The following is a 12,890-nucleotide window of genomic DNA, read 5'->3' as shown; positions in this document are numbered from 1 at the left end:
GGATTAGATAACATGCGTTATTTGGCAGGAATAGATGTGGGTACAACTGGCACAAAAGTGACAATCTATGATGAAACTGGAAACATAATGGACAGTGGATATTCCGAATATGCTCTTTCCAAACCTCAGCAATATTGGGTGGAGCTCAATCCGTTTGTTTGGTGGGATGCGGTTTGTCAGTCTTTTCGAGATATTTTCAGGAGAGGAACGGTTTCTTCCTGTGATATAAAGGCGATTGGTGTAAGTAGTACAAATGCGTTAGTTCTTTTAAACGAAAGTGGTCATCCAGTCATGCCTGCAATCATGCAGTTAGATCAGCGTGCATCGAGTTTAGTAGATGATATTAAACGCGATATAGGAGAAGATTATGTACTGGAAAAAACTAAAAATAGAATTGCGTCTGGTGCTTTCTGGGGTCCAACCATTTTATGGTTAAAACTAAATCATGAAAATGATTTGAACCGTGTTTCAAGATTTATGACACCACATAGTTTTATCAATTTTAAATTAACGAATTCTTATTCCATAGACCATAGTCGAGCATCAACCACAATGTTATATGATGTCGATAGTAAGTCGTGGGACCCTAAGTTATGTACTTATTTCGGTATAGAAAAGAATCTTCTTCCACCTATTCAAAAACCGGTTGATATCATTGGTTCGGTTACTAAAGATGCCGCAAAGTTAACGGGATTAGAAGTAGGAACTCCTGTCATTGCTGGATGTATGGATTCATTGGCTGGTCATATTGGGTTGGGATCTACGCAATCAACAGCTTCTTTGATTCTTGGGAGTGTTGGTAGAATCTGTTTTAATTCGCTTGAAACAGATAACAGGTTTATGAATGTAACCAATTCAGTACAATCTAGTATGTTTTCTATGACGCCAACAAATAGTACTGGAATCTCCTACAAATGGATAAAAGAACTTTTATTCGATGAATCTACGTGCAAACAATCCAAAATCTATCAACAAATGGATGACATGGCTAGTAAATCATCGATTGGTGCGAGAGGTTTAATTTATCACCCTTACATTTCCGGAGAACGTTCACCTATATGGAATCCAAAAGCAACAGGTTCATTCTTTGGCATGACTACCGAGCATAAAAAAGAAGACTTTATTCGGGCAGTTCTTGAAGGTGTCGGATATTCTCTAGCGCACAATTACAAAATAATGAAGGAAGAATTAGGTGTGGAGTTCCAATGCTTACATGCAAGTGGAGGTGGGGCAAAGAGTGATATTTGGTTACAAACTTTGTCAGATATTCTAGGGGTTTCAATAAAAGTACCACATAATTCTGACAGTGAAACGTTAGGAGTGGCTATTTTAGCTGGGATTTCAATTGGTTTATATGCAGATGATGCAGATGGTATAAATCAGATCGTTTCCTTTAAAAAACTATATAAACCTAACTGTAAGAATCATGAAATCTATCAAGAGTATTTGAATATGTACATTTCTATTTATGAAAAAAATAAAAATTTATATGATGTAATTCGGAATATACGACAATGATTTGAATATAAAAATGGTTGATTAGTATACCAAAAAATAATAAAAAATAAATTTTGAAAATTCACTTGATTTAAAAAATTGCATCTGCTAGATTTATCTTAGGTACTTTAGGAAACCGATTTCCTAAACCGATTTCCAAGATTTATTAGAATTGAGGGTTTTACAATGAGTTCAAAAGTCACAATGACAGATGTCGCAAAAGAAGCAGGTGTTTCCAAGTCTACAGTTTCCCGAATATTAAACGGAAATTACGGTCAAAACACAGAAAAAACGGTTCATAAAGTTTTAAAAGTGATTGATGATATGGATTATCGACCAAATGCCCTTGCTAAAGGTTTAAAAGGCATGAAAACAAATGTAATTGGAATCATTTTATCAAACCTTCAAAATCCATTTTGGATTAAAGTGTTAGAAGGTGTTGAAGATACGTGTCGAAGCAAGGGATACAGCTTGATGATTTGTAACTCCAATGAAGAAGCGGATATAGAAGAAGAACATATTAAACAATTTCAAATGAGACAAGTGGATGGAATTATTATTAATCCAACCATAAAGAATTTAAATCTTTATGATCAATTGAAAAAAGATCGTCTGCCTTTTATTTCAATCAACCGAAAAATTTATGGGCTTGAATTTGACACCGTTGTCGTTGACAATGTTTCGGGTGGAAAGTTGGCAGTTACCCATTTAATTAAATTAGGAAATAAGAAAATCGCCATTTTCCTTTATCCAACAGAAGGCATTAGCCCTCGAATAGAAAGACTTGCGGGGTACAAAGAAGCCTTAAAGGATTACGGAATTGATAGTGATCCAGAGTTAATTGTAATTGCGAAAGAAACACCAGGAAGTATTCGTGAAAAAGTAAAACAGCTATTGTTAAGTCAGAAACGACCGGATGCCATACTATCTACAAATAATATGATGACACTTGAGATTCTTGAAGGGATAAAGGATTTAGGATTAACAGTACCGGATGATATTTCACTTATCGGCTACGATGAAACGGTTTGGTCAAAGCACTTAAATCCTCCATTAACAACAGTTAATCAACCATCATATGAGATGGGACAACTGGCAGCAGAACGACTAATTAGTTTAATAGAATCGAATGATTCAGTAGATGAAGAAATGAAAACGATTTCATTAGAACCTAATTTAATAATTAGAGAGTCTTGTGGCTTTAAAGAAGGAGTGAATATTAATTGACAAATTTCGGTTTTGGAATTTTTCCAAGAACAAAAAAGGTCGATGAAAAATTGATCAAACAGTTTGAACATGTTGTAACTCCGCATGTTAGTGATAACTTAAACAGAATGTTTGCAGCAGACGATACATTACGTCCCTATCATAAAAAAGGGAGATTGCTAGGAAGCGCTTTGACTGTGAAAACCAGACCTGGAGACAATTTAATGGTTCATAAGGCAATAGATATGGCAGAACCAGGAGATATCCTAGTAGTCGATGCAGGCGGGGATACGACAAACGCAATTGTCGGTGAAATCATGCTGAGACTATCTCAAAAGAAAGGGATTAAAGGTTTTGTTATAAATGGCGCGATTCGAGATTTGGCGGCATTCCAAGACGGTGATTTTCCAGTATACGCAAAAGGTGTAACGCATCGGGGACCGTATAAAGATGGTCCCGGGGAAATAAATGTCCCTATTTCACTGGGTGGAACAATCGTCTATCCAGGAGATATTGTTCTAGGAGATGAAGACGGGTTGGTCATCATTCCAAGTGAGCAAGCAGGAGTGATTCTTGAAAAAGTAAAACAGCAAGAAGTAAATGAGCAAAACATAATGAAAGCTATCGCTGAGGGGACTATTGACAGAAGTTGGGTAGATGAGACTCTCTCCCGGAAAGGGTGCAAATATCAATGACTCTACCAACAAAGTTCGATTGGAAAAAACTTGAAAAATTCTGTTTTGATGTGTTTGTTAAAGCAGGTGTCAGCCAAGAAAGTGCAAAAATTGTTGCTGATTCTTTAATTCAAGCTGATTTAAGGGGAGTTGAATCTCACGGGGTTGTAAGAACATCCATTTATTTAGAGCGAATTGAAAAAAATATGATTGATTCCAAGAGTGACATCAAAGTTGAATCGGAAAGTGATGCTACTGCCCTTGTAAATGGAAATAATAATTTTGGATCTGTCGTAGGTTCTTTTGCTTTAGATGTAGCCATACAGAAAGCGAAAGAAAAAGGTGCAGGAATTGTTGGTGTGAAAGAATCTAACCATTTTGGAACAGGTGCTTTTTATGCACTTAAAGCTATTCAACAGGATATGATTTTGCTCGTCATGTCCAATGCTTCCCAAACAATGCCTCCAACAGGCGGGATTCGCCCGTTTATTGGAACTAATCCACTGGCTGTAGGGGTTCCAGCTGGTGAAGAATTGCCTTTCATACTCGATATGGCGACAAGTGTTGTGGCAAGAGGAAAAATCATCGTTGCGGCACAAAAAGATAACCCAATACCGGAGGGTTGGGCTATGGATAAAAACGGGAATCCCACAACTAATGCTCACGAAGCACTTGAAGGATCGGTACTGCCTATTGGAGGACCAAAAGGTTATGCCATTTCCATGTTTATTGATATCTTGTCAGGTGTCTTAACGGGTGCCGGTTTCGGAAAATATGTGAATAATATGTATGAAAATTGGGATGAAACTCAAAATGTCGGTCACTTTTTCTTAGCAATTGATATTAATCGCTTTATGCCTATCGACATGTTCAAAAAACGTATGGATCTTTATATTAAAGAAATTAAAGCTGAACCAAAAGGTGAAGGTGTCAATGAGATATTCATCCCTGGAGAAATTGAATTTAGACGTGTAGAAGAACAGAAAGAAACAGGGATTGAGTTGCCATTTAAAGTAGTTAAAGAGCTTCATCAAATTGGAAAACGCTATCAATTAGAATTGATGGACGCTGCAATACATGAAAACAATAATGTGAAGGAGACAATTTTATGACACTGAAAAATTTCCGATATGAAGTGCCGACAGCCATCGAATTTGGAAGCGGTTACATTAATACATTAGCAAACCATGTAAAACAATTAAACGGAACAAAGGTACTGATAGTTGGTGACCCAGGGGTACTACAAGCAGGTATTATCTCAAAACTAGAAGCTCCACTGAAGTTAGCTGGTATTCCCTTCGTCATTTTTACAGAGGTTGGAATGGAAGCGACAATTGAATCAGTTGATTTAGGTGTGGATTTTGCGAGAAGAGAAAACTGTAACTTAGTGGTTGGTGTTGGTGGAGGGAGTGCACTTGATACGGCCAAATCCATTGGGATTATGTTGAAACATCCAGGTACTATTCGAGATTACATCGGGATAGATCTTGTCCCTGGACCTGGGGTTCCAGTGATTGCTGTTCCAACAACTGCAGGTACAGGTAGTGAACTTACAAGATTTGCGGTTTTATCAGATAAAAAAGCACAGGCGAAACTAAGTGTAGGCAGTATGTACGTTTGTCCAGTTCTTGCATTATGTGATCCAGAGCTAACACTTACTTTACCAGCCCATTTAACAGCTGCTACTGGAATGGATGCATTGACACATGCAATGGAATCGTATGTGAACAAAGCCACACAGCCAATTTCGGAAACATTATCATTGCAATCAATGAAATTGATTGCTAAAAGTCTTAGATTAGCAGTTGTACAAGGAGAAAACTTAGATGCACGATCTGACATGCTACTAGCAAGTTCTATTGCCGCAATGGCCTTTAATACAACTCGATTAGGCTTAGCCCATGCATTAGCTATGCCACTAGGGGCTCATTTCAAAATTCCACATGGTGTAGTAAATGCCATTCTCTTACCGGAAGTCATGAAGTTCAATTTAATAGGCAATATGGAAAAGTACAAAGAAATTGCCAAGATTTTCGGTGAAAACGTAGATGGTTTATCCGACCGGGAAGCTGCTGAAAGTGCAGTAAAAGCAGTTAGACAACTTAACAAAGATATTGGGATTACACAAACACTCTCAGATTATGGTGTTGAAGAAGGACATCTAGATTTCATTGTAGAAGAAGCGATGCTTTCGGGTAACGTTCCCGTAAATCCAGTAAAACCAACGTTAGAAGACTTTAAAAATATTTGTCGTGCAGTGATGGTGGTAAGTAAAAAAGAAGCAGTATTCGCATAGTTAAACAGTTATTCAGATAAAGGAGTGTTTCATTTGACAACAATCACGTCTACGAACAGCATGTTGAATTGGCTTGAAAAAGCAAACGCGAAAACGTATGGAAACTTTATAAATGGTGAATGGACACCAAGTAAAGGGGGAAAGGTATTTTCAATCTTTAACTCTTCCAATCAACAACAGTTACTTGCAAGTTTCCAAGCTTCCACTGTAAGCGATGTTGATATAGCAGTAAATGCGGCAAATGAAGCTTTCAAAACTTGGTCGAAAGTACCGGGTCCAGACCGTGCTTCCATTCTGTTCAAATTTGCTGATCTCCTGGAAAAACATATTGATGAGCTTGCCTTTATGTTGTCTGCGGAACAAGGAAAAGTATTAGCTGAATCAAAAGGCGAAGTGATACGTGCTGCAAAAGAAACAAGATTTACGGCAGGAGAAGCATCTCGCGGAGCAGGGCAGACACTTCCAGGGGAACGTCCAAATGTTTGGAATTCCACTATTCGTAAACCAATCGGTGTAATTGCTGCGATTGCCCCTTGGAACTTCCCGGTTGTAACACCTGTTCGTAAGATTGTTCCTGCACTCGCAAATGGCTGTACGGTTGTTTATAAACCATCTTCAGTTACACCGTGGACATCTGCACGTTTAATGGAGCTATTATCAGAAGCGGGTGTACCGTCTGGTGTTGTCAATCTTGTCGTTGGTAGTGGTTCTCAAGTCGGAAATGCGCTTGTAAATCATCCATTGGTAAAAGGAATCAGTTTTACAGGATCCACAAAAATGGGTCTTGAAATAAACAAACAAGCGGCTGCAAGATTAGCGAAGACACAGCTTGAATTAGGTGGGAAAAATCCAGCCGTGGTACTAGATTATGACGATGTTGAATACGTGGCGAAGCAAATATCGAGTGCTGCTTTTGCTTGTAGCGGCCAACGTTGTACAGCCATCAGTAGAGTCATCGTATTGAGAGAAAAACAGGAAGAATTAATCGGTGCTTTGTTAGCTGAACTTCAGAAGATTAAAGTGGGACCTTCATGGGATGAAGGCGCAACAATGGGTCCTTTAGTCAATCAATCACAATTGGATGCTGTTCAGAAATACATTGAAATCGGAAAAACAGAAGGAGCAACACTTCTATATGGGGGAGAGGTCCTTACAAATGGGGATTTTGGAAAAGGTGCTTATATGAACCCAGCCATTTTTACAGATGTAACTCCAAATATGAGAATAGCAAAAGAAGAGATTTTCGGGCCTGTCTTGTCGGTGCTTGCTGTTGACAGTATAGAGGAAGCATTTGAACTGGCGAATGATGTTGAATACGGACTTGCAGCAGCCGTATTTACAAAGGATTTACGTGCAGCATATCAATTTGCCGATCAAGTTGAATCTGGAATGGTTCATATTAATCATGGAACTGCAAGTGCTGCACACCTACCGTTTGGTGGAACAAAGAATTCAGGCTTTGGTGCATTCTCAATTGGGAGCACAAATGTTGACTTCTTTACAGAAGTGAAAGCTGTTTATTTCCAGTATTAAAGAAAAATAAAAAGCCGAGACAATATTCAACACCGTAAGAACTAAAGGGGAGAAAGAGTTTAAACGGTATCTACAGAATATTGTCACCGACTACAATAGAATAACTTTGATATAAATATTAACAAACAAAGGGAGATGGAGAAATGAGAAAGCAGTTGAAAAACGCATTTATTTTATTGCTGGTTTTAATCATTGCTGCAGGGTGCTCATCTAATACGGCTGATGGAAATGATGTGGACGCTGAAGGAACAACATCTGTTGAACCAATCGTTTTAAAATTAGGGCATGTATTGCCAAGTTCTGAAATTCACGCACAAGCGGCTGAGAAATTCGCTGCTGAAGTCGAAAAAGCCACTGATGGTCAATTGAAAATTGAGATCTTCGCTGATGGAACTTTAGGAAAAGATAAAGATCTGTTAGAGGGTTTAAAAGTTGGAACAGCTGATATTTGGCTTGGAGGAGCAGGGGTGCTTTCTGGTGCTTCTGATACAGCAAAAATTTTCACTGTGCCATTCATGTTTGATGATCAAGCCCATTTTGAGAAAATTTACAATGGTGAAGTAGGTCAAGAAATTTCAGATAAGATCTTAGAGGAATCCCAATATAAAGTACTTTCATATTGGACACGTGGTGCACGTTGGTTGACAACTAAAACTGAAGTGAAAACTCCGGATGATCTTGCAGGATTGAAAATTCGAGTTCCAGATAGCCCTGTATTTGTTAAGTCATTCAAAACTTTAGGTGCATCTCCAACACCAATGGAATTTGCTGAAGTTTTTACATCTTTACAACAAGGTGTAATTGATGGGCAAGAAAACCCATTATCATTAATTTATAATTCTAAATTTAATGAAGTGGTTGACTTCCTAGTAAAAACAGAGCATGTACGTGAACCTATTGCAGTAGTTATCGGTGGGGCAACATACGATAAACTTAGTCCAGACTTGCAAGAAGCACTAATCGCAGCAGCAAATGGTGAAAGTAAATCGTTTACAGCCGAAGAAGTTCAAAAAGGTGATGAGCAATTTTTAGAAGATCTAAAAGCAGGAGGGATGACTGTAGTTGAACCGGATTTAAAAGCATTCCAGGACAAATTGGATGGTTTTGTTGACAAGGAATTCCCTGAAATTAGCGATATCTATGAAAAAATCCTTTCTACGAAATAATTAGTTTTGTACGTATGGGGGGTCTTCCCCCCCATAAATTCTTTTAGTGAGCCATATTTATTAATTACTTTTAAGAAAATGTGTACGTATGGCTTGAGGAAAGAAAAATATAGTAACAGAAGTGAGGTTACATTATGAAGGCAATTATAGGTTTAGCAGATCGTTTGAATCATTGGGTTTTTAATACGATTGCAATATTATTTGGATTAGTAACATTATTGACTATTTACCAGGTTTTTGCTCGCTTTATTCTACACAGTCCCCTGGTTTGGTCAGAAGAAGTAGTAAGATATTCGATGATATGGATTGTCCTACTTGGAACATCAGTAGCATTACGTAAAGGTTTATTAGTCTCGGTTGAAATTGTTCTACATATCGTTCCCCGTAAGATAAAAAAAATGATGGAAGTTCTCATTGTTTTATTAAATGTAATCTTCTTATTTATCCTTATAAGATATGGATTTATTCTTTTAGAACTTACAAATGGGCAAAAAATTGGCGCACTAGATCTACCGGTTTCTGTTATTTATTACGCAATTCCTGTTGCTGGAATTTTAGGAATCCTGAATGCTTTGCTTGTATTAGTTGAAATATTAACTAAAAAAGAAAAAGAGGAGGATAAAATAGATGGTAGCGCTCTTATTTAGCTTACTTTTCATCCTCTTTGCTATCGGTTTTCCTGTTGCCTTTTCCATGGGCTTTTCATCAATTTTTGCCATGACGAGTGCAGATATTCCTGCTCAAGTAGCTGTTCAACGAATTGTAGCATCGCTCAATTCATTTCCATTAATGGCCATTCCATTCTTTATATTGGCGGGTAATTTAATGGAACATAGTGGGATTTCTCAAAGGTTAATTAACTTTGCAAACGCATTAGTGGGTAAATTGACAGGTGGATTAGCGATTGTCTCCGTGATGACAGCTATGTTTTTTGCATCAATTTCCGGATCAAGTGCAGCTACTGTAGCAGCAGTAGGTGGGATTTTAATACCTGCAATGGTTAAACGGGGCTTCCCTAAAAACTTTGCTACTTCAGTACAAGCAGCTTCAGGTGAATTAGGAGTTATTATCCCGCCGTCCATCCCTATGATTATTTTCGCTCTTTCAGCTGGAGTTTCAATTTCCATTGGAGATTTATTTATGGCTGGAGTCATTCCTGGTGTCTTAGTTGCAAGTTCCCTAATGCTATTAATATTCTTTATCTCTAAAAAGAAAGGATACGGGTTAAATACAGGAGTTAATGACGATTTAGTAATTCAAGAAGGAAGATTAGTCTCGTTTAGAAAGGCAATTTTACCATTGCTCATGCCTTTTTTAATACTTGGAGGAATTTATGGAGGTATCTTTACTCCAACTGAAGCAGCTGCTGTAGCTGTTGCTTATGCATTTATTGTCGGATCGTTCATTTACAAATCCTTAAATCTAACAAATATTATGAGTGCATTGAAAAGTTCTGCACTTTCTACTTCGATTATTATGATTATCATAGGCAATGCAGGATTGTTTGGTTGGGTGTTAACTGCTGAAAAAATTCCAGATAAAGTAGCAGAGTTCTTCTTAGGAATTTCCGATAGCCCAATCGTCTATCTAATATTAGTAAATGTATTGCTATTACTTGTAGGGATGTTTTTAGAAACAGGTGCAGCAATTGTCATTTTAGCTCCAATATTAACACCAGTTGCCATGTCTTTTGGCATCGACCCTATTCATTTTGGAATTATTATGATTGTCAATTTAGCGGTCGGAATGCTGACACCACCGGTTGGTGTCAATCTGTTTGTAGCAAGTTCGATAGCGGGACTTAGGATTGAACATCTCCTAAAGCCGCTTATACCATTTTACGTTGTATTATTAATCGATATTTTATTAATTTCGTATATACCGGAAATCTCTTTATGGCTACCAAATGTTTTAAAATAAAAAATTTAATAGAGTCTTTCAGTAGGAGGGATTCAAGTGAAGGTCATCATTGCGCCTGATTCTTTTAAAGGATCGGTATCAGCATCTGAGATGTGCAGGATCATAAAAAGAGGAATAGTGAAAGTTTTCCCTGAAGCTGAGGTCATTGAGGTTCCGTTAGCAGATGGTGGTGAAGGGACAATGGAAAACTTAGTTTATTCTTCTATTGGAACAATCAAAACAATTGATGTACACGACCCTCTTGGTAGAAAAATCAAAGCTTCATATGGAATATTGGGTGACGGTGAGACAGTTATCGTGGAAATGGCTCAGGCTTCTGGGTTACCGTTAGTAAAAGAACATGAAAAACTTCCACTCAAAACAACTAGTTACGGCACTGGAGAACTAATTAAAGATGCAGTTGAAAAAGGATACCGAAAGTTCATTATTGGTTTAGGAGGAAGCGCAACTAATGATGGCGGAGTTGGCGTTCTAAAAGCGTTAGGAATGAGATTTTACAATGTAGAAGATGAAGAATTAAAAGACGGTGGTGCAGATTTAATTAATCTGCACCACATTGATGAAAGTAGCTTACTTCCTGAATTGTCTGAGTGTACATTTACGATTGCAAGTGATGTCGAAAATACGTTATGCGGTATTAATGGCGCATCTTATATATTTGGTCCCCAAAAAGGTGCTACTCCTGGAATGGTGAAGCAATTAGATGAAGCTTTGCATCATTTTAGTGAGATAGTAATGAAACAAAAGAACACAGATATGCGAAGTAAAGTGGGTGGTGGTGCCGCTGGTGGTGTAGGTGCAGCTCTTATGACCTTCTTACATGCAAAATTCCTACCGGGTATAGATGTTATTATGGAAGCTCTAGAATTTGAGAAACAAATTTTGGATGCGAATTTAGTCATAACCGGTGAAGGGAAACTAGATGCCCAAACACTTTCGGGGAAAGTCATCGCAGGTGTCACAAAAATAACAAGGAAGTATGGAATTCCGACTATTGCGTTGTGTGGAGGGGTGGAATTGAATGACTCACAGTTAAAACAACTGGGATTACAGGCCGGTTTTTCAGTTGTGCCAGGACCTTGTACTCTGAAAATGGCTCTTGAAAATGCACCGGTTTGGATAGAAGAGCGTACCATTCAAGTCATGAATATCATGTCATGTTTCCAAAAAAAACTAACGTGATGGGAGAGTTACGATGAAACCAAAAATTTATATTACACGTAAGTTACCAGACGCTATAATCGCACAGCTTAGTGAAGTTTGTGAAGTGAGTATGTGGGAAAATGAAGAAGAGCCTGTACCGAGAGAGGTTCTTGAGAAAGAAATGCAGCAAGTAAATGGACTCTTTTGTTTGCTGACAGATAATATTGATAAATCCCTTATTAGTCAGTCATCACAACTGAAAATAATTAGTAATATGGCTGTAGGATACAACAATATTGATATTGAGGCAGCAACTGAAAAAGGTATCATGGTTACAAATACCCCTGGCGTATTAACTGAGACTACTGCTGATTTGACATTTGCTCTCCTAATGGCAACAGCACGACGGTTGATAGAAGCCTCCGATTATTTGCATGAAGGAAAATGGGAAACGTGGTCTCCTATGCAACTTACAGGACAAGACATCTACGGTGCAACCCTTGGCATTATTGGCCTCGGTAGAATTGGAGAGGCATTGGCGAAAAGGGCAAAAGGTTTTGACATGAATGTTCTTTATTACAATCGGTCAAGAAAATTTGTAGCAGAAGAACAATTAGGCATTCATTACGTGGACAAGGAAACCTTACTAAAAGAGTCTGATTTTGTATGTGTTTTAGTTCCCTTTACACCGGAAACGAAAAATACAATTGATCAAAACGAGTTAGCTTTAATGAAACCATCCTCTGTTTTAATAAATACAGCTCGTGGAGGCGTAGTAAATGAAGATGCCCTCTACAAAGCTTTAATAAACAACGAGATTTGGGCGGCAGGATTAGATGTCTTTGAAGTAGAACCTGTCCCATCAGACCATCCATTGTTAAAACTACCGAATGTGGTAGCTTTACCTCATATAGGAAGTGCTGGTATTAACACTAGAATAAAAATGGCTAGTCTTGCGGCATCTAACTTGATTGAAGGAATTTTAGGTAGAATACCGAAACATTTAGTTAATAGCTAATAATTTTTAAACAGATCTGTTCAAGAAGCTAAAAATTTCATATCGTCATGAAAGGGACCGATTAGTCTGTTTAAATCTTTCCCCTGGGACGAAATTAAACAAAAAGAGTAGCATTCATTTTAAACGCTACTCTTTAATAAAAATTATTAATAATATGGATCGCTAATTCTTGCCCTAAAGATGCCTAAAACAATAGATAATATTATCCAAATGACCAATGAAACTAATGAACAAATAACAAATACAGGTACCCACAAGCGTTGCGTAGAATCCATAAAATGTATAAAATTTAGTGTTTGCCCTAATATATAAAATGGATAGTTGGCAAAGTGAAAAACCATCGTTTTTTGGGTAAAGAAAAAGTGCCAATCACAGAACTTCCAATTACCCACTCACTTTAAAAGGAGCTTCTTTGGACACTGTGTCAGCCTATCTAA

The 12,890-nt window shown here is 37.7% G+C and carries 11 protein-coding genes; all 11 read left to right on the top strand.

Annotated features, from left to right (window positions below; all coding sequences use genetic code 11):
* The first annotated feature begins 12 nt into the window (after positions 1–12).
* Entirely contained in the window at positions 13–1,518 is a 1,506-nt protein-coding gene (locus tag GY23_RS09025) for a xylulokinase (protein ID WP_075618860.1), read from the top strand.
* A gap of 165 nt (positions 1,519–1,683) precedes the next feature.
* Positions 1,684–2,724 (top strand): LacI family DNA-binding transcriptional regulator, encoded by a 1,041-nt coding sequence (locus tag GY23_RS09020; protein ID WP_075618859.1) that lies wholly within the window; start codon positions 1,684–1,686, stop codon positions 2,722–2,724.
* Positions 2,721–3,398, top strand: coding sequence for an RraA family protein (locus GY23_RS09015; RefSeq protein WP_075618858.1), 678 nt, complete (start codon positions 2,721–2,723; stop codon positions 3,396–3,398). Before GY23_RS09020 ends, GY23_RS09015 begins: the two co-directional genes overlap by 4 nt.
* A complete protein-coding gene (locus GY23_RS09010; RefSeq protein ID WP_075618857.1) occupies positions 3,395–4,489 on the top strand; it encodes an Ldh family oxidoreductase in 1,095 nt (364 codons plus the stop codon). The genes GY23_RS09015 and GY23_RS09010 overlap by 4 nt, the downstream gene beginning before the upstream one ends.
* Positions 4,486–5,673, top strand: coding sequence for an iron-containing alcohol dehydrogenase (locus GY23_RS09005; RefSeq protein ID WP_075618856.1), 1,188 nt, complete (start codon positions 4,486–4,488; stop codon positions 5,671–5,673). The genes GY23_RS09010 and GY23_RS09005 overlap by 4 nt, the downstream gene beginning before the upstream one ends.
* 33 nt (positions 5,674–5,706) lie before the next feature.
* A complete protein-coding gene (locus GY23_RS09000; protein ID WP_245827618.1) occupies positions 5,707–7,206 on the top strand; it encodes an aldehyde dehydrogenase family protein in 1,500 nt (499 codons plus the stop codon).
* Positions 7,207–7,349: 143 nt separating this feature from the next.
* The gene (locus GY23_RS08995; RefSeq protein WP_075618855.1) at positions 7,350–8,372 is read left to right on the top strand and encodes a TRAP transporter substrate-binding protein; all 1,023 of its coding nucleotides are present in this window, start codon (positions 7,350–7,352) and stop codon (positions 8,370–8,372) included.
* A 134-nt stretch (positions 8,373–8,506) separates the two neighbouring features.
* Positions 8,507–9,019, top strand: a complete 513-nt coding sequence (locus GY23_RS08990; protein ID WP_075618854.1) for a TRAP transporter small permease — start codon at positions 8,507–8,509, stop codon at positions 9,017–9,019.
* On the top strand, positions 9,000–10,292 hold the full coding sequence (locus GY23_RS08985; protein WP_075618853.1) for a TRAP transporter large permease: 1,293 nt from the start codon (positions 9,000–9,002) through the stop codon (positions 10,290–10,292). The genes GY23_RS08990 and GY23_RS08985 overlap by 20 nt, the downstream gene beginning before the upstream one ends.
* Before the next feature lie 36 nt (positions 10,293–10,328).
* Positions 10,329–11,474, top strand: coding sequence for a glycerate kinase (locus GY23_RS08980; protein WP_075618852.1), 1,146 nt, complete (start codon positions 10,329–10,331; stop codon positions 11,472–11,474).
* 13 nt (positions 11,475–11,487) lie between these two features.
* Positions 11,488–12,453, top strand: a complete 966-nt coding sequence (locus tag GY23_RS08975) for a 2-hydroxyacid dehydrogenase (protein ID WP_075618851.1) — start codon at positions 11,488–11,490, stop codon at positions 12,451–12,453.
* Positions 12,454–12,890 lie beyond the last annotated feature (437 nt).

It is taken from the genome of Paenisporosarcina indica (assembly GCF_001939075.1).
GTDB classification, from domain to species: domain Bacteria; phylum Bacillota; class Bacilli; order Bacillales_A; family Planococcaceae; genus Paenisporosarcina; species Paenisporosarcina indica.
Note: the sequence above shows the minus strand (reverse complement) of the source record. Positions and strands in the feature narration are given on the sequence as shown.